This is a genomic window from Pseudomonas sp. R9.37, assembly GCF_963878885.1.
Taxonomy (GTDB): Bacteria; Pseudomonadota; Gammaproteobacteria; order Pseudomonadales; family Pseudomonadaceae; genus Aquipseudomonas.
The window spans coordinates 1-24986 of record NZ_CAWNZA010000014.1 but is presented as its reverse complement, the minus strand read 5'-3'; the positions used below and the strand labels follow the sequence as shown (position 1 = coordinate 24986).

Annotated in this window: 31 protein-coding genes; 15 read left to right on the top strand and 16 right to left on the bottom strand. The window is 59.0% G+C overall.

Annotated features, from left to right (window positions below):
- Positions 1-336 precede the first annotated feature (336 nt).
- Together AACU78_RS10985 and AACU78_RS10980 are read left to right on the top strand one after the other, a co-directional pair.
- Complete coding sequence (locus AACU78_RS10985) at positions 337-648, top strand: hypothetical protein (RefSeq protein WP_106580537.1); 312 nt, start codon at positions 337-339, stop codon at positions 646-648.
- A 292-nt stretch (positions 649-940) separates the two neighbouring features.
- Positions 941-1153: a cold-shock protein gene (locus tag AACU78_RS10980; protein WP_003234260.1), complete on the top strand. Its 213-nt coding sequence runs from the start codon at positions 941-943 to the stop codon at positions 1151-1153.
- 74 nt (positions 1154-1227) lie between these two features.
- Here AACU78_RS10980 and AACU78_RS10975 read toward each other — a convergent pair whose 3' ends face one another.
- Positions 1228-1548, bottom strand: a complete 321-nt coding sequence (locus tag AACU78_RS10975) for an I78 family peptidase inhibitor (protein WP_106580536.1) — start codon at positions 1546-1548, stop codon at positions 1228-1230.
- A 143-nt stretch (positions 1549-1691) separates the two neighbouring features.
- Positions 1692-1997, bottom strand: coding sequence for a hypothetical protein (locus AACU78_RS10970; protein ID WP_106580535.1), 306 nt, complete (start codon positions 1995-1997; stop codon positions 1692-1694).
- A 156-nt stretch (positions 1998-2153) separates the two neighbouring features.
- On the opposite strand from AACU78_RS10970, the gene AACU78_RS10965 reads away from it, so the two are divergent.
- Entirely contained in the window at positions 2154-2366 is a 213-nt protein-coding gene (locus AACU78_RS10965; RefSeq protein ID WP_106580534.1) for a hypothetical protein, read from the top strand.
- Positions 2367-2399: 33 nt separating this feature from the next.
- Here AACU78_RS10965 and AACU78_RS10960 read toward each other — a convergent pair whose 3' ends face one another.
- Genes AACU78_RS10960 through AACU78_RS10930 form a run of 7 tightly spaced genes read right to left on the bottom strand, consistent with a single transcriptional unit; the run spans position 2400 to position 9367 of the window.
- The gene (locus AACU78_RS10960) at positions 2400-3428 is read right to left on the bottom strand and encodes a nucleoside hydrolase (RefSeq protein ID WP_106580533.1); all 1029 of its coding nucleotides are present in this window, start codon (positions 3426-3428) and stop codon (positions 2400-2402) included.
- Between the two features lie 26 nt (positions 3429-3454).
- Complete coding sequence (gene rbsD / locus AACU78_RS10955; RefSeq protein WP_106580532.1) at positions 3455-3859, bottom strand: D-ribose pyranase; 405 nt, start codon at positions 3857-3859, stop codon at positions 3455-3457.
- Positions 3856-4773, bottom strand: a complete 918-nt coding sequence (gene rbsK, locus AACU78_RS10950) for a ribokinase (RefSeq protein WP_106580531.1) — start codon at positions 4771-4773, stop codon at positions 3856-3858. Before rbsK ends, rbsD begins: the two co-directional genes overlap by 4 nt.
- A 23-nt stretch (positions 4774-4796) precedes the next feature.
- Positions 4797-5819, bottom strand: coding sequence for a LacI family DNA-binding transcriptional regulator (locus tag AACU78_RS10945; protein WP_106580530.1), 1023 nt, complete (start codon positions 5817-5819; stop codon positions 4797-4799).
- Positions 5820-5822: 3 nt separating this feature from the next.
- Positions 5823-6800 (bottom strand): ABC transporter permease, encoded by a 978-nt coding sequence (locus AACU78_RS10940; RefSeq protein ID WP_106580529.1) that lies wholly within the window; start codon positions 6798-6800, stop codon positions 5823-5825.
- Complete coding sequence (locus AACU78_RS10935) at positions 6797-8350, bottom strand: sugar ABC transporter ATP-binding protein (RefSeq protein ID WP_106580528.1); 1554 nt, start codon at positions 8348-8350, stop codon at positions 6797-6799. Before AACU78_RS10935 ends, AACU78_RS10940 begins: the two co-directional genes overlap by 4 nt.
- 57 nt (positions 8351-8407) lie before the next feature.
- A complete protein-coding gene (locus AACU78_RS10930) occupies positions 8408-9367 on the bottom strand; it encodes a sugar ABC transporter substrate-binding protein (RefSeq protein ID WP_106580527.1) in 960 nt (319 codons plus the stop codon).
- Between the two features lie 495 nt (positions 9368-9862).
- On the opposite strand from AACU78_RS10930, the gene AACU78_RS10925 reads away from it, so the two are divergent.
- From AACU78_RS10925 to AACU78_RS10915, 3 genes are all read left to right on the top strand, one after another.
- Positions 9863-10951 (top strand): asparaginase, encoded by a 1089-nt coding sequence (locus AACU78_RS10925; protein ID WP_106580526.1) that lies wholly within the window; start codon positions 9863-9865, stop codon positions 10949-10951.
- A gap of 156 nt (positions 10952-11107) precedes the next feature.
- A complete protein-coding gene (locus AACU78_RS10920) occupies positions 11108-11359 on the top strand; it encodes a DUF1654 domain-containing protein (protein ID WP_106580525.1) in 252 nt (83 codons plus the stop codon).
- A 4-nt stretch (positions 11360-11363) separates the two neighbouring features.
- Entirely contained in the window at positions 11364-12053 is a 690-nt protein-coding gene (locus tag AACU78_RS10915; RefSeq protein WP_106580524.1) for an endonuclease, read from the top strand.
- Positions 12054-12082: 29 nt separating this feature from the next.
- On the opposite strand, the gene AACU78_RS10910 is transcribed toward AACU78_RS10915, so the two are convergent.
- Positions 12083-12463, bottom strand: a complete 381-nt coding sequence (locus AACU78_RS10910; RefSeq protein ID WP_106580523.1) for an SPOR domain-containing protein — start codon at positions 12461-12463, stop codon at positions 12083-12085.
- Positions 12464-12710: 247 nt separating this feature from the next.
- On the opposite strand from AACU78_RS10910, the gene csrA reads away from it, so the two are divergent.
- The 3 genes from csrA to AACU78_RS10895 all read left to right on the top strand — a co-directional run bounded on the left by csrA (position 12711) and on the right by AACU78_RS10895 (position 13769).
- Positions 12711-12905 (top strand): carbon storage regulator CsrA, encoded by a 195-nt coding sequence (csrA, locus tag AACU78_RS10905; protein ID WP_003192511.1) that lies wholly within the window; start codon positions 12711-12713, stop codon positions 12903-12905.
- Positions 12906-13114: 209 nt separating this feature from the next.
- Positions 13115-13378: a hypothetical protein gene (locus tag AACU78_RS10900; protein ID WP_106580522.1), complete on the top strand. Its 264-nt coding sequence runs from the start codon at positions 13115-13117 to the stop codon at positions 13376-13378.
- A 94-nt stretch (positions 13379-13472) separates the two neighbouring features.
- On the top strand, positions 13473-13769 hold the full coding sequence (locus AACU78_RS10895; RefSeq protein ID WP_106580521.1) for a hypothetical protein: 297 nt from the start codon (positions 13473-13475) through the stop codon (positions 13767-13769).
- Between the two features lie 35 nt (positions 13770-13804).
- Here AACU78_RS10895 and AACU78_RS10890 read toward each other — a convergent pair whose 3' ends face one another.
- Positions 13805-14482, bottom strand: a complete 678-nt coding sequence (locus AACU78_RS10890; protein ID WP_106580520.1) for an HAD family hydrolase — start codon at positions 14480-14482, stop codon at positions 13805-13807.
- A 215-nt stretch (positions 14483-14697) separates the two neighbouring features.
- Between AACU78_RS10890 and AACU78_RS10885 the strand changes: the two genes are divergently transcribed.
- From AACU78_RS10885 to AACU78_RS10870, 4 genes are all read left to right on the top strand, one after another.
- Positions 14698-15468: an alpha/beta fold hydrolase gene (locus AACU78_RS10885; protein ID WP_106580519.1), complete on the top strand. Its 771-nt coding sequence runs from the start codon at positions 14698-14700 to the stop codon at positions 15466-15468.
- A gap of 111 nt (positions 15469-15579) precedes the next feature.
- Positions 15580-15840: a DUF2790 domain-containing protein gene (locus AACU78_RS10880; protein WP_106580518.1), complete on the top strand. Its 261-nt coding sequence runs from the start codon at positions 15580-15582 to the stop codon at positions 15838-15840.
- 42 nt (positions 15841-15882) lie between these two features.
- Positions 15883-16554 carry a heavy metal response regulator transcription factor gene (locus AACU78_RS10875; RefSeq protein WP_106580517.1) on the top strand — a complete coding sequence of 224 codons (672 nt, stop codon included), beginning with the start codon at positions 15883-15885 and terminating at the stop codon, positions 16552-16554.
- Positions 16551-17951, top strand: a complete 1401-nt coding sequence (locus AACU78_RS10870) for a heavy metal sensor histidine kinase (protein WP_106580516.1) — start codon at positions 16551-16553, stop codon at positions 17949-17951. Before AACU78_RS10875 ends, AACU78_RS10870 begins: the two co-directional genes overlap by 4 nt.
- 284 nt (positions 17952-18235) lie before the next feature.
- Here AACU78_RS10870 and pcp read toward each other — a convergent pair whose 3' ends face one another.
- The 5 genes from pcp to AACU78_RS10845 form a co-directional block, all read right to left on the bottom strand.
- Positions 18236-18880, bottom strand: coding sequence for a pyroglutamyl-peptidase I (gene pcp / locus AACU78_RS10865; protein ID WP_106580515.1), 645 nt, complete (start codon positions 18878-18880; stop codon positions 18236-18238).
- A gap of 8 nt (positions 18881-18888) precedes the next feature.
- Positions 18889-19839 (bottom strand): DUF979 domain-containing protein, encoded by a 951-nt coding sequence (locus AACU78_RS10860; protein WP_106580514.1) that lies wholly within the window; start codon positions 19837-19839, stop codon positions 18889-18891.
- On the bottom strand, positions 19836-20552 hold the full coding sequence (locus tag AACU78_RS10855) for a DUF969 domain-containing protein (RefSeq protein WP_106580513.1): 717 nt from the start codon (positions 20550-20552) through the stop codon (positions 19836-19838). Before AACU78_RS10855 ends, AACU78_RS10860 begins: the two co-directional genes overlap by 4 nt.
- A gap of 241 nt (positions 20553-20793) precedes the next feature.
- On the bottom strand, positions 20794-21219 hold the full coding sequence (locus AACU78_RS10850) for a GNAT family N-acetyltransferase (RefSeq protein ID WP_106580512.1): 426 nt from the start codon (positions 21217-21219) through the stop codon (positions 20794-20796).
- A 45-nt stretch (positions 21220-21264) separates the two neighbouring features.
- A complete protein-coding gene (locus tag AACU78_RS10845; protein ID WP_106580511.1) occupies positions 21265-22467 on the bottom strand; it encodes an ROK family transcriptional regulator in 1203 nt (400 codons plus the stop codon).
- Between the two features lie 209 nt (positions 22468-22676).
- Here AACU78_RS10845 and AACU78_RS10840 point away from each other — a divergent pair, with 209 nt between their 5' ends.
- The gene (locus AACU78_RS10840) at positions 22677-24080 is read left to right on the top strand and encodes an APC family permease (RefSeq protein WP_106580510.1); all 1404 of its coding nucleotides are present in this window, start codon (positions 22677-22679) and stop codon (positions 24078-24080) included.
- Between the two features lie 8 nt (positions 24081-24088).
- Positions 24089-24986 (top strand): ROK family protein (locus AACU78_RS10835; protein ID WP_106580560.1); only part of this gene is annotated, 898 nt, incomplete at its 3' end.

Here is a 24986-nt window from a genome sequence, read left to right as displayed (position 1 = left end):
AGGTCACGTGGGTTGGGATGAGCCAGTACAAGATCCAACACCAGGCCGTTCAATGATGAACGCCTGCCTTACAGCGGCAGGAGCCTTTCGGCCAACCGATAATCGAACCAGAGTGACTGGAGTGAGCTAAAAAGAACATGGCAAGGCGGCAATTTGGCACGCCTGTAAATAGCCAGGCCGAGGATGCTAGCACAGATGAACGGTCATAGCGCTGGCGCCGCCTTTCTGAAAAGACAAATTCCAGGCTTTATAGGTGCAAAAGTGAACTTGAGCTGTACGCCATGCCTCAAACACACCGAGAATCGCTGTTCGTCCTCGACCCAAAGGAGCATCCACATGATGCGTTTCACCTCGACCCTCGCTCTCGCTGCTTCCCTGGCCTTCCTGTCGCTCGGCGCCCAGGCAGCCGCCCCATCGAACTGGCCAACCGGCGCTCGCGACAACTTCATCAAAGATTGCAGCTCGGCAGCCCAGCAAAGCGTGGACGCCAAAACTGCCAAAGACCATTGCGAATGTGGCGCTGACAAGATCAACGCCGAATTGAGCACTGCTGAGATCAAGGAGCTCATGACCAACCAGAACGCAGATCCGGCGCTTAAGAACAAAGCTGTCGCGGCTATTTCGTCCTGCAAGGTCGTGAAGAAATAATCAGAACGATCACTGATCAGACGGCCGTCGCGCTGAAAAAACAGCCCGAAAATTGCCATTTCGCACAAATTACGCAGCTTTTACGGCTTTTTTTAACAGCTGATATTTCGCACCAAAGCCCCGTAGATCGGGGCTTTCAGCCAGCCCAGGCAGTAAATGCAACGCTATTGATTAGCAAACAATGCCTTGGGGGGGCTCCCAAGTCGAACATTTCGACTATGATAGCCAAGTGTGCCCAGTTGGCCTGAGCAGCACAGCACTACTGAAAATATATGTTTCTTGGAGATACACCATGTCTAATCGCCAAACCGGCACCGTTAAATGGTTCAACGATGAAAAAGGCTTCGGCTTCATCACTCCTCAAGGTGGCGGTGACGACCTGTTCGTACACTTCAAAGCTATCGAAAGCGACGGTTTCAAAAGCCTGAAAGAAGGCCAAACCGTTTCCTTCGTGGCTGAGAAAGGCCAAAAGGGTATGCAAGCTGCACAGGTTCGCGGCGAGTAATTCTCCGCTGAGCTAAAAAAAACCCCGTCCATGTGACGGGGTTTTTTATGGGCGCTACAAAAGCCGCGAAGTTCTTAGCCGCAGTTGACTCGCGTGATCACCAGATTGTCATCGGTGTTCAGGTTCAGGCGGTCGGAACGGTATTCCAGGGTGATCATGTCATTAGGCTTGAGGATACGTGCGTTCTGCGCACCGGCACGTGTACGCGCCTGTTCCAGCAATTGGGGCGAGGCTTTCTGGCCGATCGCGAACTCGGCGGCCTTAGCCTCACAGCGGCTATGACCGGCATCGGCCACGGCGGCGTCTTTGGCTGGCTCAGAGGTACCCGGGGTGCTGCAACCCGCCAACGCGAATGCTGCCAACAAAGTACCGAATGATGCGAGCTTCCAAGGCATGAAGCCTCCTATGATAAAAATGGACAGAGATCGTGCGACAGCGATCTGGGGGATTGGTTTCAAGACGTGAATCGCCCGCGGGCAAGTCTGCCTGACTCAGGCCGAGCATTCGCTCGGTCAATCGTCACCAGATATGAATGTATTCAGTAGATGTCGATGTAGTCGAACGGCGGGTTCGGCCAATTCTGCTTGAGCGCGTTGAATATCTGCATGACCCAGACTTCATCACTGGCCGCCACGTTACCGACATAACCGGAGCCTTTGGCCCAGGTCTCAAGGCGAAACAGCAAGCCGGCGATATCAGTACCGCCCACCACGCCTGACGAAATGTAGGCAATCCCGGCCTTGGTCACACGCAACTGGGTATGCTCGTCATCGCTGGCGCTGGCCAGCAACTGACGAACAGCTTCCAGCGTCAGGTTCTCGGGGTTGTTCAAATCGATCTGCACCTGGCGTTCCCCGGCAATTAAACAGAGGCACAGTGTCGCACAGCACATGCCTCATGCCTAAGTAGCAGTGCCAAACGCTGCCCAAAAATGGTTAACTGCGCCGGTAAGAGCCGCGTTTTAGCGCACTGCCCAGTACTTCAACTCCGCGAGACCCCCATGACCACTGTTACCCTCCAAGCCGACATCAAAGCCAAGTGGCCCCAAGGACAAAGTTCCTACAGCCCCGGAAGCCCGGAGGAGTTGGCAATCATCGGAATCGACCTGCTGGTCAAGGAACTCGGCACTCGGGCTGCACAGGCCTTCATCGGTCAAGTATTCGAAAAATACCCGGCCGATCACATGGGCGCACACAACCCCGAGCGCGAATAAGAACCGGCCGGCGAACGCCGACCGGCATACACATTACTTCAGACGCGCCAGACGCTCGGTCAGCAGATCGAAGAAGCCCTGAGCATCGCCGTTCTCGACCCAAAAGGCATTTTTCGGCTGCTTCAGGCCGTCGTACCAATCGACGATGGTCTGGCCGAAGGTCGGGCCTTCACGGCTGTCTACCACCACATTGACTTCACGGCCGCTGAACAGCTCAGGTTTGAGCAGGTAGGCAATAACGGTAGCATCGTGAACCGGGCCGCCTGGAATGCCGTAGTGCTCCATATCGCCTTTGACGTATTCATTCAGAATATCGCCGACAACCTTGCTCGCGTTGTTGTTGATATCGGCGATTTGCTTGAGGCGTGCCTCACTGGTCAAAACCTTGTGGGTTACGTCCAGTGGCAGGTAAGTCAACTTGACGCCGCTTTTGAGCACCACCTCAGCCGCAATAGGGTCGGCAAACAGGTTGAATTCGGCCACCGGCGTGATATTGCCGCCATTGAAATGTGCACCGCCCATCACCACCACTTCCTTGATGCCTTGGGTGATTTCCGGAGCCTGGGTCAACGCCAGCGCCAGGTTGGTCTGAGGGCCGAGCATGGCGATGGTAATGCTGTGGGGCTTGGCGGTGCTCAGGGTCTTGATCAGGTAATCAACGGCGTTGCCTTCGGCCAGGCCTTTTTTCGGCTCGTGCACGGTGACGCCCGAAATACCCTCTTTACCGTGAATATTCTCGGCGTAGATCGGTGTGCGCAGCATCGGTTTTGGCGCCCCTGCGTACACCGGGATATCCTCGCGCCCTGCCCATTCGCGGGCCAGGCGCGCATTGCGGGAGGTTTTGTCGAGGCGCACGTTACCGGCGACGGTGGTCAGCGCACGAATATTCAATTCCTGTGGAGAGGCCATTGCAAACAGCAAGGCCACTACATCATCAGCACCCGGGTCGGTATCGATGATCAGGTCGATTTTTTCCGCCGCGTGGGCGCTGGCTGCTGTGAGCGCGGACAAAAGCAGGACACTCCGAAACAGGTTTTTCAGGGATGGAAGACCACGTTGCATGAAACACTCCTTGTCGTAGGAAAACTCTAGAAGGTTACGCCGGAGACCAGCGCGATATTGCAATAAGGCTGGCACTCGCCGGTGCGCACGACGGCGCGAGCCTTGCGGCTCAGTTGCTTGAACTCTTCGTGGCTGACCAGGCGTCGCTCGCCCAGGGCTGCCTGCTCGGTCAGGGTGTTGAGCTCTGTGAGTGCAGGCGGTTGCTTGAGCAGGATTTCTTCGGCCAGCACGTGGCTTTCCACCTGCATCTCGCTGAGCACAATGCGCAGGGTGCTGATGAAGTCAGGAATACCTTGGGTCAGCGCCAGGTCGATCAGCTCGACACCCGGCGGCACGGGCAAGCCGGCATCGCCGATCACCAGGACGTCACCGTGACCGAGAGACGCAATCACACGCGACAGGGCAATATTGAGCAGCGGTGTCTTTTTCATGAGGGCACAAAACCTTGAACGTCATGCAGCTTGGGAATAGAGGGTTGCGCACCGGCGCGAGTCACAGACAGTGCTGCGGCCACCTGACCAAAGCGGATGGCCTCGGCTTCGCTCTTGCCATTGGCGAGCGCGGCGGCAAACCCACCGACAAAGGTGTCGCCCGCCGCCGTGGTGTCCACCGCCTTGACCTTGGGCGCCACCAGATGCTCAAAGCCGTGGCCATCGGCAAACAATGCGCCCTGGGCACCGAGGGTGATGATGACCTTGCCCGCGCCTGCCTTGATCAACTGCGTCGCAGCGACTTTGGCACTGTCAAGAGAGTCGACCGTTACGCCGCTTAAGGCGGCGGCTTCACTTTCATTGGGAATCAGGTAGTCAATCGAGGCGTACCATTCGGCCGGCAAAGGGCCGCTGGCGGGTGCCGGATTGAGGATCACCGTCTTGCCCAGCTCACGTCCGCGCTTGAGCGCCTGGCCCACCGTGTCCATCGGCGATTCCAGCTGGCAGACGATGACGTCGGCGGCCTGCAACACTGCGTCAGCCTGTTGTAACGAGGCTGGCGTCAGCGCACCGTTACCGCCGGCCACGATTACAATTGCGTTCTGGCTACTGTCATCCACCACAATCAAGGCCACGCCACTGGAACCGTCTACCGTGCTTACGGCCTGGCAATCAATGCCTTCCACCACCAGCGCATCACGCAATTGAGCGCCGTAGGCATCAGTGCCGACACAGCCAATCATCGCCACATCAGCGCCCAGACGCGCAGCAGCCACCGCCTGGTTGGCGCCCTTGCCGCCGGGGACGGTAGAGAACGTTTGGCCGATCAGGGTTTCACCGGCACGCGGCAACCGACTGGCGCGGGTGACCAGGTCCATGTTCAAGCTGCCTATTACCACTACTTTTGCTGGCATACATCAGTACTCATCAATTCGGTTCAGCGGTATTGGGCGAACACACCGGCGACCGGCGCCGTTGACTCACGCAAAACAATACTCGGCGTCACGATACGTTGATCGATCGGCAGTTGGGGGGTTGCAATTCTTAGCAGCAAAAGCTCGGCCGCCGTTTCGCCCAGTTGCACGATCGACTGCCCGACCGTGGTCAGCGCCGGGTAAACGTAACGGCCCATTTGAATGTCATCGAAACCAATCACCGACAAATCGCCGGGCACGCGAATATTGCGCTCTGCCGCAGCACGCAACACGCCGAAACCGATCATATCGTTACTGGCGAAGATCGCGCTCGGTGGATTGTCCGCCAGCAACTGCACGGCTGCGGCATACCCGCCGGTGCTGGTGAAGTCGCTCTCTTGAGTGCGATTGACCGCCACTTGCACACCCGCCTCACGCAGCGCCCGGTGATACCCCGCCAGACGCATTTGCGCCACGCGGGTGTGGCCGGGGCCGCCAATGCAGGCGATGTCGCGATGACCCAGTTCAAGCAAGTGCCGGGTCGCCAGGTAGGCGCCCTCCTCGTGGTCGATGCGCACCAGATCGACATCGATACCATCCAGCGCACGGTCGACGATCACCATAGGTGTGCGCACCGCGCTCAAGCCAGCGGCGAGGCCACTGTCGTCGCCTCCCACCGAGGTCACGATCAAGCCGTCGACGCGCTTTTCGAGCAAAACGCGCAAGTAGCTGCGCTGTTTTTCAGCGTTGTCGTCGGAGTTACAGAGGATCACGCAATAACCATTACGCTCGCAGTAATCCTCGATCCCGCGGGCCAACTCGGCAAAATACGGGTTGAGGCTGTTCGGCACCAACAGGCCGATGGTGGCGGTGGTCTTGGCCTTAAGCGATCGCGCGACCGCACTGGGCACATAGTCGAGCTGCTTGATCGCCGCTTCGACCTTGATCCGCACAGGCTCACTCACCGGCCGCGTCTTGTTCACCACGTGTGACACAGTGGTGTAGGAAATACCCGCAAGCGCTGCCACATCCTTGATCGTTGCCATGGCTCAGCCTCGCCGACTGGCGCGCTGGCTGCGGTAAGTGTCGAGGACCACGGCAATCACGATCACCGCACCGGTGATGATGCGTTTGGTGGGCTCCGTAGCGCCGATCTGCGCGAGGCCTGCGGCCAGTACCGAAATGATCAACACACCGAAAAAGGTGCTGATAACCGAACCGCGCCCGCCCATCAAACTGGTGCCGCCGATCACCACAGCGGCGATCACCTGCAGCTCCAGGCCGGAGCCGGCATTCGGGTCCGCCGCTTCCAGGCGCGAAATCTGGAACAGTGCCGCCACACCGGCCAACAGCCCCATCAGGCTGAACACCAGGATTTTGTAGGGTTTGGGATTAATCCCGGCCAGGCGCACGGCCTCTTCGTTGGTGCCGATGCCGATCAGGTAGCGACCAAATACCGTGCGCGTCAACACCAACTGAGCGGCAATGATCACCAGCAAGGCAATGATGAACGACGGCGAAATCCCGAAGGCAACCGGGTTCGACAGCCAGGCAAACGAATCACCGATATACGCGGTACGCGAGCCGGTCATTTGGTACGCCACGCCACGCGCCATTTCCAGCACGCCGAGGGACACAATAAACGATGGGATTCGCCAGGCCACGGTGATCGAGCCGGTGATGGTGCCAGCCACTGCCGCACAGCCCATGCCCAGCAACGCTGCCGGCAGCACGCTCCAGCCCCAGCCGAGAATCGCCACGCTGACCGCCGACGCGGCCAATGCCAGCACCGAGCCAACCGACAGGTCGATGCCACCGATAATCAGGATGAAGGTCATGCCCACCGCCAGTACCATCAAGTCCGGTATCTGGTTGGCCAGGGTGCTGAAGGTGTCGTAGGACAGGAAGTGATCGCTCAACACTGAGAACAGCGCAATCATCGCCAGCAAGGCACCGGCCAGGCCCAGGTAAGTGCCCAGGCCGTAGAAGTTGCCGCCGGTTTTACCCGGGGAATGTGTGGTTTTCATGGGGTATCCCTAAGCACTGCGTCGTTGAGCAGCGCGTCACGTTTTTGATAGCCGGCAAAGGCGGCGGCGAGCAATTCGTCCTGGGTCCAGCTGTCGCGCTCGAAGGTTTCGATCAGGCGCCCGGCGGACAGCACACCGATGCGGTCACAGATCAGCATCAGCTCCCGCAGGTCGCTGGACACCACCACCAGCGCTTTGCCCTGGCGCGTCAATTCGCCGAGCAAGGCATAAATGTCGAACTTGGCACCGACGTCGATGCCTCGGGTCGGCTCATCGAACAGCATCACCGCGCAATCGCGCTCCAGCCAACGGCCGATCACGACTTTCTGCTGGTTACCGCCCGATAGCTCGGACACCAACTGCGCCGGACTGGAGCTGCGGATGCGCATGGCGTCGATCTGGCGCTTGGCCAAGGCGGTTTCATCGCGGCTGTTCACCACGCCGCCGCCGGAAATTTCCGGCATGTTGCCCAAGGCGATGTTGGCGCTGATCGACTGGGTCAACAGCAGGCCTTCACCCTTGCGGTCTTCGGTGATCAGGGCAATGCCATGGCCGACCGCATCTACCGGGGAGCGAATGCTCACCACGTTGGCCGGCGATCCCAGAGCGACGGTGCCGCTGTCCGCCAGGTCCGCGCCGAAGATCAGGCGCAGCAGCTCAGTGCGGCCGGCGCCGATCAGGCCGGAGATGCCATAGATCTCACCGGCGCGCACTTCAAAAGACACATCACGCACCTTGTCCGAGCGGGTCAGCCCTTTCACGGTCAAGGCCGGGCCGCCGATAGTGCGCGGGCCCAGGTCAATTTTTTCACCCAGCTCGCGACCGACCATCAGGGTGACCAGTTGCTCACTGTTGTAGTTGGCCATCGGCTCGACGCAGACCAGTTTGCCGTCGCGCAATACCGCAATACGCTGGGCAACACGGGCCAGCTCTTCGAGCCGGTGTGAAATATAAATGATCGCCACGCCCCGAGCCTGCAGGCGGGTGATTTGTTCAAAGAGCATTTCGACTTCACGCGCGGTCAGCATCGCCGTGGGTTCATCAAGGATCAGTACGTGGCAGTCGCCGATCAGGTTGCGGGCGATTTCGACCATCTGTTGATGGCCAATGCCCAGGGTGCCAACCAGGGTATCCGGGTCGATCGCATCCAGGCCGACCTGAGCCATGGCTTCGATCGCGGCTTTGCGCAGCTGTTTGCGGCTGATCCATCCACACTTGCTGGGCAGGTTATCCAAGAACAGGTTTTCGGCCACGGTCAGTGTGGGCAGCAGGTTGAGCTCCTGCATGACCATGCGCACGCCCAGCTCTTCAGCCTGGGTGCGGCTGCCGGGACGGTAGTCCTGACCATTGAACTGCATGTGCCCGGTGGTCGGCGTGACCAGCCCGCCGATAATTTTCGACAGGGTACTTTTACCCGCGCCGTTCTCACCGGTCAGCGCCAGCACTTCCCCGCGGTTGAGCGTCAGGGTGATGTCGGACAGAACCGGTTGGGCATAGGTCTTGCCGATACCGCTGACCGAGAGGACAGCGTTCGGGGCGGAAGATGACATAGGAAAATCTCCAGGCGCCCACTCAGGACGAGCGGGCGCTGTTGGGTGCTGCCAGGATTACTTCTTGAGGACGAGTTCGACCGGGGTTTCGATCACGCCGTCTTTGGCATCGACTTTCTCACCCTTGACCAGCTTGAGCGCGTTCTGGATACCGAACACGGCTTGCTGGGCGGCAGCCTGGTCAGCGGTCGCGAGCACACGGCCATCTTGCAGCATTGGTTTGATGGCTTCGATGTTGTCGTAGCCTACGACCAGCACTTTGCCGGCTTTGCCCGCAGCGCGTACGGCAGAGACAGCGCCCAAGGCCATGTTGTCGTTACCCGCCAACAGTGCCTTGAGGTCCGGGTATTCGCTCAACATGGCGGAGGCGACTTTCTGACCCTGGTCGATTTCCCAGTTGCCCGACTGAGTGGAGACAATCTTCATGCCGGCAGCGTCCATCGCGTCCTTGTAGCCTGCGGTGCGCTGCTGCGCGTTGGTGGTGGTCGGGACACCTTCGATGATGCCGACCTTATCACCCGCGGCCAGTTGCTTGGCCAGGTAGTCACCAACCAGCTTGGAGCCTTTACGGTTATCCGGGCCTACGAACGGAATATCGAGGTTTTTGCTTTTCAATACCTCCGGATCAAGGCGGTTGTCGATGTTGACGACCTTGATGCCCGCATCGGAAGCTTTCTTCAACACGGTGACCAACGCCTTGGAGTCAGCCGGGGCGATTACGATGGCGTTGACTTTGGCGAGAATCATTTGGTTGACGATATCGATCTGCGCGCTGGTATCGGTTTCGTTCTTGATACCGTTGGTGATCATGTCGAAGTCGGCAGCATGGTCTTTCTGATAGGACTTGGCGCCATCCTGCATGGTGACGAAGAATTCATTGGCGAGGGATTTCATCACCAGGCCGACCTTGGGTTTGGTGGCGGCGTCATCAGCAAAGGCAGAGGAAAGAGGTAGCGCAGCGGATGCAGCGGCAAGCACAGCGACAGCAAGAAGACGTCCAGCAAATGGCAGCTTCATGGGTTCACTCCGATCTTATGATTATTGTGAGCAACGCTTGCACGGCAGACCGTCTCGCAAACGTTTGCGTTAGCCAAACTATGAGAACCTTGTCGAGATTTGTCAACGGGTGAAAAACGCCTTTCATCCAAGCCCACTGCTACCTGCCATTACGCTATTGGGTGGATACGATTAAACATCGCCCTCGCCCGGCCGTTCTCTAAAAACGACAGCCTGTGACTCTAATGTCATACGCAACCCGTCGATAAACCCTCATGGCTTTCGGGCAACCGAACACGGTACTGCCTTCCCGTTCGGAAAGCCGGACGAACGAGCTTTCACGTCATCTGAAATATCTATGAATACTGTTTTAAATCAATGCCTTAATTTATAAACACGAACACAATCAGCTTGGTACAAATCCTGCTCTTTCCTGGCACCTCGCGGCGTTCAGAACCGCCCGGGTGTTCTAGATGAACCTGCGACCGCACTCATCAAAAACCAGAGAGAAAAATAATGAAATCTGCACTGAAGTCTTTTGTTCCGGGCGCACTCGCCCTTCTGCTGCTGTTCCCCGTTGCCGCTCAGGCAAAGGAAGTTGAAACCAAGACCAAACTGTCCAATGTGGTGATTCTTGCCACCGGCGGCACTATTGCCGGCGCTGGCGCCAGCGCTGCCAACAGCGCCACTTATCAGGCGGCCAAGGTGGGCATCGAGCAATTGATCGCTGGTGTTCCTGAGCTTAGCCAGATTGCCAATGTGCGCGGCGAGCAAGTGATGCAAATTGCGTCCGAAAGCATCAACAATGAAAACCTGCTGCAACTGGGTCGCCGTGTTGCCGAACTGGCCGACAGCAAGGACGTCGACGGCATCGTGATTACGCACGGTACCGACACCCTCGAAGAAACCGCCTACTTCCTGAACCTGGTGGAAAAAACCGACAAGCCAATCGTGGTGGTCGGCTCGATGCGTCCAGGCACCGCCATGTCGGCGGACGGCATGCTCAACCTGTACAACGCCGTCGCCGTCGCCGGCAGCAAGGATGCACGCGGCAAGGGCGTGCTGGTCACCATGAACGATGAAATTCAGTCGGGTCGTGACGTCAGCAAGATGATCAATATCAAGACCGAAGCGTTCAAGAGCCCATGGGGCCCGTTGGGCATGGTGGTCGAAGGCAAATCCTACTGGTTCCGCCTGCCGGCCAAGCGCCACACCCTGGATTCTGAATTCGATATCAAGACCATCAAAAGCCTGCCGGACGTTGAAATCGCTTATGGCTACGGCAATGTGAGCGACACCGCCGTCAAGGCCCTGGCTCAGGCTGGCGCCAAAGCCATCATCCATGCCGGCACTGGCAATGGTTCGGTGTCTTCCAAGGTCGTCCCTGCCCTGCAGGAACTGCGCAAACAAGGCGTACAAATCATTCGCTCGTCCCACGTGAATGCTGGCGGTTTCGTGCTGCGTAACGCCGAACAGCCTGACGACAAGTACGACTGGGTGGTTGCCCATGACCTGAACCCGCAGAAAGCGCGGATCCTGGCGATGGTTGCGTTGACCAAGACCCAGGACAGCAAAGAGCTGCAACGGATGTTCTGGGAATATTGATATCTGGTAACACTGTGGAGGCGGGTTTACTCGCCTCCACTTTCCCTTGAGACTTCCCCGCTACAACTTCCCCGCGAATGTCCTGAGTTTTAAGCAGTTGCGAAATTCCTTATAGTTAAATACTGTATGCACATACAGCAAACTAAGGAATGCTCCGTGGCAAAGTCTTCTTCCGCAGCCCCAACTCCGCCTGATGCTTACGCACGCTTGGCCGTTCGCGTGCAAAAAATCATCAATTCGACCAATGCTCAGAAAGCCAAGGCAGCCTTGATCTTCCGTTTACCGGAAGAGCCGGAAGATGAATGGGCGCGCTTGCTGGAAGAAATTGCTGAGAACGACAACGTCACCCTCGCTTATCGGGACGACGGTGGCGTGCAGATTTTCTGGGTTGTGCCGAAGGAAGATTGATTCAATGAGTGTTCGCTTTACTGCTTTGTGTTGTCTGTTTTTTGCCATTACCGCCAACGCCCAGGCGCCTCGAACCTTCAGCGAGGCCAAGAAAGTCGCCTGGAAGCTCTATGCCCCACAATCCACAGAGTTTTACTGCGGCTGTAAATACACCGGCAATCGGGTGGATTTGAAAGCCTGCGGGTACATCCCACGCAAAAATGCCAACCGTGCCGCACGCATCGAGTGGGAGCATATCGTTCCAGCCTGGCAGATTGGACATCAGCGCCAATGCTGGCAGAACGGTGGACGCAAGAACTGTACGCGCCGCGATGATGTGTTCAAGCGTGCAGAAGCCGACTTGCACAACCTGGTGCCGAGCATCGGGGAGGTCAATGGTGACCGCAATAACTTCAGTTTCGGTTGGCTGCCGGTGCAGACCGGACAGTACGGTTCCTGTTTGACCCAAGTGGACTTCAAGGCAGAAAAGGTCATGCCACGCCCGTCCATTCGCGGAATGATTGCCCGAACCTACTTTTACATGAGCAAACAATATGGCTTGCGCCTGTCGAAACAGGACCGCCAACTGTATGAAGCCTGGAACAAGACTTACCCGGTACAAACCTGGGAACGCCAGCGCAACCAGACCGTGGCCTGCGTGATGGGTCGGGGCAACGAATTTGTCGGCCCGGTTAACCTCAAAGCCTGTGGTTGAAGGCGGGAGAGGCTCCCGCCCGCTTTTGGTTACTGCGCAACCTTGTGTTCAATCACCTGCGACTCGGTGTCATTTTTCTTGGCGCGCGCCAGTTTTTCGGTCAGCTGCGCTTGCTTGGCTTCGGCTTCGGCCTTACTGGCGAACGGCCCCAGCAAGACATCGTCCTTGCCGTCTGTTTTCACGATATAAAAGCTAAACCCATGTTCCAGCAACCAGGCGGTCAAGTCAGTGATTGCCTGGAGCTTATGGTCTGGCGGGCCAACCCGCACGTCCCATTCCTGAGCGGCAATCGCGCCGGTGTCTGGCTGGCTTTCAATCACGGCAGGCTTGGCCTTGGGCGCTTCGACAGGTTTGCCTTCACCGCAACCGGCCAATGCCAACACCGCAATTGCCATCGCTACTTTACGCACTGCCCTGCTCCTTTGAGGATAAAGAGGCAACTTTATCATTCACTGTCTATTCTGGCCGTCATAAACGTTGGCTTAAACAATGCGAATGATGTATCGCAGACCTGTATGATGCCGCCATGGGAATTAATGTCGCCTCTATGCGTCCTAAAAGAGGCAGTCACAGGGAAGCGCTTAGCAGTAAGCTACACACATCCGACATCTGCCCTGTCTGAAACATGTGTCCTTAAAAGTAATCAAGGAGAAGTCCATGCTTATACTCACCCGCAAAGTCGGTGAAAGCATAAACATCGGTGATGACATCACGATCACCATTCTGGGCGTCAGCGGCCAGCAAGTACGAATCGGCATCAACGCACCCAAGGACGTTGCCGTGCATCGCGAGGAGATTTACCAGCGCATCCAGGCTGGCCTGACGGCTCCGGACAAAAACCAGACTCCTTGACGCACTCTCAGTAGCCAGCCCTTTCGTTCACTGTAACGGCTGGCGAAGACCCTTCAAGCCTGCTCGCCTCTCTTGCGTGAACAGCTCGCTTTGCGCCTCGCGCTTCGCCCCAAGATGAAACTGTCTTGACGACTGGAACTTGTTGCGTAATCCACAGCCGAATCTTCTGACTATTATCCTGCCGTCCGAGTGCATTCAGGAGCACGTCGATGAGGCCTACCGCCCCCAAGCCCCTAGTTTCCAAGTCCTGGTGGATCGTCCTGCTGATAGGGCTGGTCTTCGTGACGGTGGGTTATGGCCTGAGATACGAAATTGAAAGTACCAGCGCCTCCAGTGGCAGCTCCTGGCCTGATCTGGCGCTGTTTCTATGCGCTTACCTGTTTGCGTTCTGCCTCAAGCCTATTCAGAAGGCAATTCTGCGCAAGTTATGCCAACGCGCGGCCCAACGAACGCACCACAAAACTGCACGATGACGCCTCCTTGCGGGCAATCAGATCACCGGTATTTACAGTGTCGTGTCAAGACCTATGCTTGGGCTTGCAAGGTCAGTATTAAGGGCTGAAACAGATGGATACCCTGAGTAAATCCGAAATCGAAACTGCGCTGGCCGCCCGCCTGCCCAGTTACACAATCGCCTGCACACTGCACGCTGACGGCACATTGTCGGCTGTTCTCAGCGGCCCTGAAACCGACCACTTTGCAATCACCGGCATCGTCCGCGCGCACTATCGCGGCGCAGAAGCGATAGCCCGGCTGGCGAACGAAATCCTCAGGGAAATGGTGATGTCCCGGCAGGGCCTTCGCAGCAGCCGACTGCACGCCCTACCGGAAAACAGCGTAAGGCCGAACAGACCTGACAGCTGATAAACCTTGGCCATAACGCGGTTGGCTTTCGCGTATCAAGCCACGGCGATCGATAAACGCAGCAAACCGTCATCGTTACGATGCACGCGCACCTGCTCATACCCCTCAATCGACGTATGTACCGTGGCCATCGGCTGCAAGTGCGTCGAAGTCACGACTACCACGTCAGCCCCCGCCGCCTCCGCGGCGCGAATCCCCACCGTCGCATCCTCGAACACCAGGCAGTCCTGCACCGGTACGCCCAGACGTTGCGCACCCAGCACATAACAAGCTGGATCCGGCTTGCCGCTGGCGACATCCTCAGCCGTCACCAGCACTGCCGGCGGCGCAATGCCCGCCGCTTGCAGGCGGCGCATCGCCAACTCCCTGGGTGCAGACGTGACCAGCGCCCACTGATCGCCGGGCAAACTGTTCAGAAACTCGACCGCGCCCGGAATCGCGACGACACCCTCGACATCGTTGATTTCCGCCTCGGTTATCCACTGCGCTTCAACTTCAGCGTCCACGCCTGGCAATGCCTGCCGGGTAATCGTATCAATGGCTCGTGCACCGTGAATGGTGCTCAGAAAGGCCGCCACGTCCAGGCCGTGGCGTTCAGCCCAGATACTCCACACCCGTTCGGCGGCGGCGATGGAGTTGAGCAAGGTGCCATCCATGTCGAATAAAAAGGCGCGGTAACGCTGGGTAAAGGCGGCTGGACCTTGAATAGACACTGTGGGATTTCCTTTTTATCGGTAACAAATGCTGACCCCGATGCAATCTACGGATCACGTCAACACTTGTAAACGCTGCAGAGCACTGCCCTCCCCCTTTGCATTACAAGCTTGTAATGAAGCTGTAAGTCTTGTCAGCACCCTCACTTCATACAGTGGAGTCGTCAGTCACCCACACCGGGTGACACACCTGCACACTGATGAAGGGCCGCACGATGAAACCTGCAAGCACACTCTGCCTGATCGCCGCCAGCTTGTTGATGCTGGGCACCGCTACCGCCATGGCCGGCACCGTCGCACCGATCAAAGCCAACAACGTGGTCCTGGTGCACGGCTCCTGGGCGGACGGCTCAAGCTGGTCCGAGGTGATCACCCGTCTTCAGGCCGCCGGCCTGCATGTCACCGCCGTACAGAACCCGCTGACCTCGGTGGCCGATGACGTCGCCGCCACCAACCGCGTACTCGATCAACAGGACGGTCCTACCGTACTGGTCGGCCATTCCTACGCAGGCACCGTGGTCAGCGACGCCGGCGCGAACTCCAAGGTCAGCTCCCTGGTGTATGTGGCAGCCCGCGCGCCGGACGCCAATGAAGACTTCGTCGCGCTCTCTGCCAAATACCCGAGCATGCCGGTGCGAGCCGGCGTTGAAGAGCACGACGGTTACCTGACCCTGAACCAGGACGCTTTCCTCAAGTATTTTGCCGCCGACGTGCCCCGCGCCAAGGCACTGGAGCTGTACGCCGTACAACAACCGATCACCAAAACGCTGTTCAGTGGTCGCACCGTGAATGCCGCCTGGCACACCAAACCGTCCTGGTACGCCGTGTCGAGCAATGACCAGACCATCAACCCGGACCTGGAGCGCTTCCTCGCCAAGCGCATGAACGCCACCACCATCGAGCTGCCTTCGAGCCACTTGTCGCTGGTGTCCCACGCCAAGGAAATCACTGACCTGATCCTCGAAGCGTCCGGTCGCCAGCCTTGAATCCGTTGATTACGAACTTGTCATGATCCTGTTGGTTGGCTGTTTGGGGCGCCTGGTTACTGTGAACTCACTGCCAATCCCGGCAGCCGACCCTTTAAGAGAACTACTGCCATGAAACTGTTTATTCTGGGCTTCGCCGCACTCCTTGCCACCGGTTCTGCATTTGCTGCCGCCACCCCTTCCGCCCCCAACGTGATCCACGACAAGACCGGCTTCTTCGTGCACCTGGACGTCGACAAAGTGCTGTCGAGCACCGACACCTACGGGCAGTGCGGCATCGTCCCCGCTCGCCTCGATTACCTCGACCACCAGGGTCGCGAACATGTGCTGGACTACCAAGTACAGGGCATCGGTTGCGCCAGTGACAATTGATCGGGCTACACTTGCGCCACGCACAGAACCAGGGCACTTCCCATGCATATCCTCGTAGTCGAAGACGAACCCAAGGCCGGCAACTACCTGCTCAATGGGCTGCAGGAACTGGGTTACTCCGTGAGCCTCGCCCGTGACGGTGTGGACGGGTTGCACCAGGCGCTGGAAACGTCATTCGACGTGATCGTGCTGGATGTGATGATGCCGAAAATGGACGGTTGGGAAGTGCTGCGCCGCCTGCGCAAGGAGGCCGACACGCCGGTACTGTTTCTCACCGCCCGCGATGACATTGCCGACCGCATCAAGGGCCTGGAACTGGGTGCCGACGATTACTTGATCAAACCGTTCTCCTTCGCCGAACTGGTCGCGCGTTTGCGCACCTTGACCCGCCGTGGCCCGAGCCGCGAAGAAGAACAGCTGCACATCGCCGACCTGCAAATCGACGTGCTCAAACGCCGTGTCACCCGCGCCGGCACGCGCATTACCCTGACCAATAAAGAGTTCGCCCTGTTGCACCTGTTCGCGACCCATCAGGACCAGGTGCTGTCACGTTCAATGATCGCCTCGCGCGTCTGGGACATGAACTTCGACAGCGACACCAATGTGGTCGACGTCGCCGTGAGGCGCCTGCGCCTGAAAATCGACGACCCGTTCCAGCTCAAGTTAATCCACAGCGTGCGGGGCATTGGCTACCGCTTCGACACCCAGCCATGAACAGCCGCCGCCACTACTCGCTGACCCTGCGCCTGGCGCTGATCTTCGCCCTGCTCGCTTTTGCCCTGCTGGCCACCCTGGGCGTAGCGCTGTACCGCGAGCTTGAGCGTGAACTGATCAAGCGTGACGATGCCGCGCTGATCTATCGCGCCGACCAGTTGCGCAACCTGCTCAATGACAGCAACACCCTGGACCTGATCAAGACCAAGCCGGAACTGTTCCAGAACATGCTGGGCAACAGCGAGTCGGTGCTGAGTATCGCGGCGCCGGGGCAGAAGCCGCTACTGCTGGTCAACCCGGGCAACATCGAAATGCCGAACGTCACGCCCGTGCCAAAGGACCATGAGCTGGGCTTTTCCGACGTGCACCACTTACCTGGTGTGAACGGCGTACCCTTCGCCACCGTGGCCGCCTCGATTGATTCCGGAGACTTGGGAAGCCTGCAAGTCACCACGGGACGTTTGATGACCGAACGCACCGCCATGCTTGCCAGCTATCGCCTGAGCGTATTTATCCTGGCCAGCATCGCGGCAATCATCCTCGCCCTGGTCGGTTACCTGCTGGTGTACCGAGGCCTGCTGCCGCTGAGGCGCCTGGCCAAACACGCCCAAGGCATCGGCGTGGGCAACCTTGCCGAACGACTCGACAGCCACGGTGCACCGAAAGAACTTCTGCCGATGATCGACTCTTTCAACACCATGCTCGAGCGACTGGCCAAGGGCTTTGTGCAACTGGGCCAGGTGTCCACCGACATGGCCCACGAACTGCGCACGCCGATCAACAACCTGCTGGGCGAAACCCAGGTCGCGCTCCAGCAGAGCCGCAGCATCGAAAGCTATCAGCAATTGCTGGCCTCCAATGTCGAAGAGCTCGAACGCCTGGCACGGATGCTCGACAACATGCTGTTTCTCGCCCGCACCGATCCGGCCAGCGCCTTGCGCCAGCGCCAGGAGCTCAATGCGGCGGATGAGGTGCAACGCATGGCTGATTACTTCGAAGGATTGGCGAGCGATGTGAATATCAGCATCCTCGCGCAGGGCGAAGGCGTGATCTGGGCTGAACCGATGCTGCTGCGCCGGGCGCTGGCAAATCTGTGTGCCAATGCCATCAAATACGGTGCACCCGGTTCGGAGCTGGTGATTCAAGCCACGCCAAACGCCGAAGGCATCCGGCTGAGCGTCATCAATCAGGGAGAGACCATCCCTGCCGAACACCTGCCCAGGCTGTTCGAACGGTTTTATCGGGTGGACGAATCGCGGGAGCGCTCGACCCAGTCCAACGGGCTGGGTTTATCGATCGTCGCCACCATCATGCAGCTGCATAACGGCCGCTACAGCGTCACCAGTGAAGGCGCATTGACATGTTTTGAGCTGATTTTTCCGAGGCGGGAACACTGAGCAGTGCGTGCCAGAAGGCTGCTGTTATTTTGCACAGTTTTGTAGGTCGCAGCCATCCCCATCTGCCTCTACTCTCGCCCGGAGCGCACTCTCGGATCATTCAAAACAGGTGTCACGCTTTGGTGAACAAACCGCATCAATCAGGCGGCGCGAGCACGCTGACTCAGGGCAGAGCCGGTGCAGGTAATAACGGAGATTCTGGTTTGGAAAAACGCTTGGGTTTACTGGAAAAAAGGGCTGGCTGACATGAAAGAGAAGCTGATCGCCATTTCAAACAGGGCAGGTCAGCTGACCTGCCCACCGGTTTGCACGATATCCACCGGCGTGTCCCACGCCGTCTGTAGCGCAACCCGCAAACCTTCAACCATTGTCACCAGCGCCATCGAAGGCTGCGCCGCACCAGAAACCTGCTCCGGCAGGCTGGGGGGTACGTGGATAAAGCCACTGCGTATCGCCGTGCCGGCTAAGGCATGCTGCAACAGGTAAAACACCTGATTACACACAAAGGTCCCCGCCGTCTGTGAAACCGACGCCGCGATCCCGGCCTCGCGCACTGCCTTGACCATCGCTTTGATCGGCAAGGTCGTGAAGTAGGCGGCCGGCCCTCCAATCACCACTGGGGTATCGACCGGTTGTGCGCCCAAATTGTCAGGGATGCGTGCGTCGTTCACGTTGATCGCCACCCGCTCCATGGAGAAATCGCTACGACCGGGGGCGAGTCCCGTGGCAATCACCATCACCGGGTCAAATTCAGCGATCAATCGCGTCAGGCACGCCCCCGCCGTGGCAAACGCACAGGGCAGTCGACGCGCGACAATGTGCACGTCTTCGCTCAGTCGCACGCCGTCCAACTGGCGCGACGCCTCCCAGGACGGGTTGATCCGGTCCTGGTCAAAGGGCTCGAAGCCCGTCAGCAACACAGTTTGCATTTTCGGCCTCACATCAACAGGTAGAGCAGCACGATATTGACCACCAGCATCATCAACGCAGTCGGCAGTTGAGCCTTGATCACCGCGTTTTTGTCTGGCAACTCCAGCAACGCCGCCGGGACGATATTGAAGTTGGCAGCCATGGGCGTCATCAACGTACCGCAATAACCGGAGAACATGCCGATCGCCGCCATCACCGCCGGGTTGCCGCCATACACGCCCACCAACACCGGTACGCCGACACCGCCGGTCATCACCGGAAACGCCGCAAAGCCATTCCCCATGATCACCGTGAACAGCGCCATGCCCAACACGTAGACCATCACCGCCACCCACTTGAAATCGAGGTTGATGTAGGTAGTGGTGACATGCGCAACGGCCGTGCCCACCCCGGCTTCATTAAACAATAGCCCCAGCATTGCAAGCATCTGCGGCAACACCATGGCCCAGCCGAGGGCCTCGGTCAGGCGTCGGGATTCACGCAAGGCTTGCACCGGTGTGTCGCGGGTCAGCCAGCAAGCCAGACCGAGGGCGATCAGGCAGCCGATACCCAAGGATACAAAGGTGGTGTTTTTCGGGTCCAGCAGCGGTACGCCGCCGATCTCGGTGTGTTTGAGCAACACCGAGCCAATCACGGTGGTCAGGGGAATGGCCAGCGCGGGAATAAACAGTTTATGCCCCAGGCGCCCGGCACTCGCGCGGGAGGCCTTGTCATGCAGTTCGGCGGGCTTGCCGCGGCCGACGCCACCCAAGCCTGCGATCAGCGCCATCACCACCACGCCAACACCAATGACTACCGACGGCAAGCGCTCCCCCACCAGGAACGGCACAGCAAACAAGAGCCAGAACAGCGCGGTTGACCAGCGTTTGGGATGGGTGCGATCCAGCAGGATCATTCCCGCAGTTATCAGCAATAGCACACCGGCAAGCCAGTACAGGTACTCAATGGAGATGATCATTGTGCAGCCTCCACCGGCGTGGCGGCGGGCGTCATGTCGCGCGTAAGCCTGCGATCAAACCGGTGCAGGCGAATCGCATGGATGATAAAGGCGCAAATCGCCGTCGGGATGCCCCACACGGCAATGTGCAGTGGCTCCACATCAATCCCCGAACCCAACAGGAAGGTGTGCATCAGCGCGATCGCACCAAAGGCGACAAAGATGTCTTCACCGAAAAACAGCCCGACGTTATCGGTTGCCGCACACATGGCCAGCACTTTGTGGCGCAACCTGTCCGGCAGCTTGCCGTAGCGTTTCTCCGCCGCCCCTTCGGCCATGGGCGCCAGCAGCGGCCGCACCATTTGCGGATGCCCGCCCAGGCTGGTCAGGCCCATGGCGGCGGTGGACTCGCGCACAAACAGGTAGATGATCAACAGGCGCCCGACTGTGGCTCGCTCGAAACGCGCGATCCAGTTTTGTGCATGCAAGCGCAGGCCATGGCGCTCCAGCAGGCCAATGACAGCCAGGGGCAATAACAGGATCAGTTGCAGCGCGCGGGTCTGAAGGAAACCTTCGCCCATGCTGGCGAGGATTTTTTCCAGCGGGAAGTGGGCTGCCAGCCCGGTGGCGATGGCGGCGGCGGTAACCACCAACAGCGGATTGAAGCGCAAGACGAAGCCAACCACGATGACAAGTACGCCGATCAACGGCCATAGGTTCACAACAGTTTGCATGACGGAGAGGTCCTTGAATGCGCGCTGCGGCGCCATTACAGCAGGATGTGAACCAAGGGTTCACAGCATGAAAGTGGCATGCAGCCCGGCGCGGTTTTTATTGTTGACCCGATAGGTCGAGCGTCAGTGGCGGCAACTTTGCTGCCTGGGGGCGGGAGGTGTCCAACAAGAAAAATTGTTGCTGCAAACCAATAAATTTTGTGGGTGATTGGCGCCGGGCGAGCCGGCGCCGTACGAAGATTCAGCCCAGGCGCTTCTGGAAAAAATGCCGCTGGTGACCCGCCGGGTAATCAGCGATATGGCCAAATTCACTGAAGCCCAGCTTTCGATAAAACCCCGGTGCCTGAAAGCTGAAGGTGTCCAGCCAAATGCCAACACATTGCCGTTCACGGGCTAGGTCTTCGGCGGCGCGCATCAAACGCGTGCCGGTACCTTGGGTACGCATCTGATCCGGGATGCTCAACAGCTCAATGAACAACCACCCGTAGGAAATTTTTCCATAAAGGCCACCGACAACGTCTTGCGTGGCGGGGTCTCGCAACAAAATCCCGACGGTTTCGAACGCCATGTTGCCCGTGTGACCAAGGTTGTAAGCCCTCAGCGGTTTGAGGATGGCCTCACGCTCCTGCGCCGTTACGTCGAACGACACTTCCATTGCCACTTCCATAACGTGCTCCCTGGTATGAATTGAGTCGGCGGCCAGTATGCAGCCTTACTGCGGCTTGAGCAGCGCCTCGTAATCCGGGCTGATCTCCGCCAGGATCATCAAGGCTGCCGCCCCCAATGCCACTGCGTCCTGCCCTGCGGCCCCCATTTGAATGCGCGGGTACCGGCGATCAGCACGGCTACTGACGGAACGGCTCAATGGCTCAAGGCGGGCTATCAGGCGGGCAAGGATGGCCTCAGGCAAAAAGCCGCTGATCAGGATGGTCTGCGGGTCAAGCACCGACTCCAGGATGTTGATCGCCTGGCGCAATGCCGGCGCCGCTTCCGCCAGCCAGACCTCTACGTTTGCGTCCAGCGCCTGATCGTTGGCGTCCCACGCGCAAAGGTCGTGCTCGGCCGGCAGGCCCAGGTGTTCCAACAGTGCGGCAATCGAGATGTAGCGCTCCAGGCACCCTTGGTTACCGCAGGAACACGCCTTGCCACCTGGAATCACCGTCATGTGCCCGATCTCACCAGCATTGTGCCAGTGGCCGGAATACAGGCGGTTATCCAGGTACAAACCGGCACCAAGACCGCTGCCGATAAACAGGTGCACAAAATTCGTCAGCTCGCTGGCGATGCCATACAGGCGCTCACCCATGGTCGCCGCCGTGGCATCGTTTTCTATCAGTACCGCCAGGCCGGTTTCCCCCTGCAAGCGCTCAGCGATATCCGGCTCGTCCCAGCCGGACATCGCCGTCGGCCCGACCGCCGTCATGCCTTCGACACTGAAAGGGCCCGGCAGGGCAATGCCCACACCCAGGAAGCGCCCGGCCGGCCTCTGCTGCCGAAAACCTTTCACCGCGTCCAGCACCAACGGCAATGCCTGCTCGAACGTTGGGTAGCTGACGGTCAGCGTGACTTGAGCCACCGTCTGCCCAAGCAGATCAAGCAGCACGCCGATGATGCGGTGCTGTTCGATATGAAAGCCGATGGAATAACCACCGTCGGGGTTCAGCGACAACGGCACCGGCGGTTGGCCTCGCCCACCCTTCTCGGCCGCATGAGCCAGCAGGACGCCTTCTTCGTGCAACTCGGTGACGATATTGGAAATGGTCTGCGCGGTCAGCGAGGTGAGCCGCGTGAGGTCGGCGCGGGTCAGCCGGCCGTTCTGGCGGATGGCCTCGAGAATCACCCGACGGTTGTGCAACCGGGCGTGTTCGGCATTCGTGCCGGTGGTGAGCGTGCGTTTGTTCTGAGGCGTTTTCATGGGCGGATAATCCGCGCAGCCGATTAATTAAATCAAGTTGAATTAATACTCTTGCTGTGGTTTTCTAAGCGCCTCGGTCTCTCGCACCCACTGCGAATGCCGGTTACGCCCCATAACAATAATGACGGGTCGACAGCACCCTCGATGGCAAGCAGCCCCCTTTGCACTCTGCCCTCACGCGCCTGTCACTCGAACAAGAGGTCGTCCCCATGAGCACGCTGACACCCGTTGACCCGGATTTACCCAACAGCAAACGCAAAATCGGTCTATTCCCCGCCATCACCCTGAACATGAGCCAGATGTGCGGCGTGGGCCCCTTTATCACCATCCCGGCGATGATCGTAATCATGGGTGGCCCCCAGGCCTACCTGGGCTGGATCCTTGGCGCCCTGCTGGCCCTGTGTGACGGGCTGGTCTGGGCCGAACTCGGTGCGTCATTGCCAGGTGCCGGCGGCACTTATGTTTATCTGCGTGAGGCGTTCGGCAAACGAACCGGCAAGCTGCTGCCGTTTCTGTTCGTCTGGACGGCGATGCTGTTCATTCCGCTGATCATGTCCACCGGCATCATCGGATTTGTGCAATACCTGACCTGGTTTTGGCCCGACATGAGCCAGACCGCCGGCAACCTGATCGGCCTGGTGGTGATCTGGCTAATCATCGTGATGCTGTGGCGCAAGATCGAGTCCATTGCCAAGTTAAGCATCGTGTTGTGGGTGATCATGCTGATCAGCATCGGCGCGCTGATTGCCGCCGCACTGTCCAATTTCCACGCCGACCTGGCGTTCACCTTCCCCGAAGGCGCGTTCAATCTGGCCGACAGCGGTTTCTGGTTTGGCATGGCCGGCGGGTTGACCATCGGCATCTATGACTACCTGGGTTACAACACCTCGGCGTACCTGGCCGGTGAAGTCGAACAACCGGGCCGGGTGATTCCCAAGTCGATCATTCTGTCGATCGTCGGCATCCTGGTCATCTACCTGGTGATGCAAGTCGGCGTATTGGGCGTGGTCGACTGGCACCGCATGCTCGACCCCGAATCCGCCGCCTACAAGTCGGTAGCCTCGGTGGTACTCAGCGAAACCTGGGGCAGTACGGCCGCCGGGATCGTCACCGTGCTGATACTGATCACCGCAGTCGCCTCGGTATTTGCCGGTTTGCTCGGCGGCTCCCGCGTGCCCTTCGAAGCCGCCAAGGACAACGTGTTCTTCAACGCCTTCAGCAAGACCCATCCCAAGCATGAGTTTCCTACCTGGGGCATCTTGAGCATGGGCGCGCTGACTTCCGTGGGCTTCATGATCGGGCGACTGACCGATTTGAATACCCTGATTCAACTGCTGACCACGGTGATGATCCTGGTGCAGTCAGTGGCGCAGATCGTCTCGTTGCTGGTGCTGCGCAAAACCAAACCGCACCTGGCCCGGCCTTACAAAATGTGGCTCTACCCGGTGCCTGCGCTCATCGCGCTGCTGGGCTGGGTGTATATCTACATGGCGTCCAACCACAACGCGCCCGGCGCCTACCCGATCCAATGGTCGCTGGTCTGGGTGCTGGCCGGCAGCGTGGCTTATCTGTTCTGGGCGCGTGTTCAGCGACTATGGCCCTTTAACAAGTGATTAACGCAATGCATGAATCAGTCAGATCAACGGGCGCTACGGCGCCCCGGCAAGGCTTGCTGCTGGCGATTGACGTGGGCGGCACCAAGACTCAGGTCGCCTGCTACGACACCGCCCGCCAGCGCATGAACACGCGGATTCTCGCCACCCATGCCGACGGTTTGTCCGGCACGCCCGCCCTGCATCGCATCCTCGCGGCCGCGCGCGATTGTGTGACCGAATGGGGCAACGCCCCGGTGTTGAGCGTGGCGGCGGTATTCCCCGGTGTGGTGCGCGGCCCGACGTTGCTGATGGCGCCCAACACACCGGGGTTCGAAGGGCTCGACCTGCAATCGTCGATTGCCCAAGCATTCGGCAACGTCCCCGTGCGCCTCGATAACGACGTCAAGGCCGGCGCCCTGGCCGAAGTGCGCTGGGGTTCGCTGGCGGGTATTGATAACGCGATCTACCTGAACCTCGGTACCGGGCTCTCCGCTGCAGCCATCGCCAATGGCAGGTTGATCCGTGGGCATAACGGCGCAGCCATGGAAATCGGCTACCTGCTGTCGCCGTTTCTGAACCCTGAGCACCCTGATCAATGGGCGACCTATCAGAGCGGCAACGCACCGCTGGAGGAGCTGTTCTCCGGCAATGCCCTCAGCCAGCTGGCGGGTGAAATGCTGGGACACGGGCATCACGCCCAGGACCTGTTTACCAGCGCTGACCCCGCCGTGCGCAAGGCCTTGGCGCTGCGCATCGCCGCTTGTACGGTGCACATCGCCAACCTCGCCGTGGCGCTGGACGTCGAGCGTATCGTGATTGGCGGCGGCCTCTACCGCCAGGCGGCGCTGTTGGCGCCGTTGATCGAAACGCTGATCCAGCGCGCGGTGCCCTTCCCACCCACCCTCGCCGCTGCGCACTTCGCCC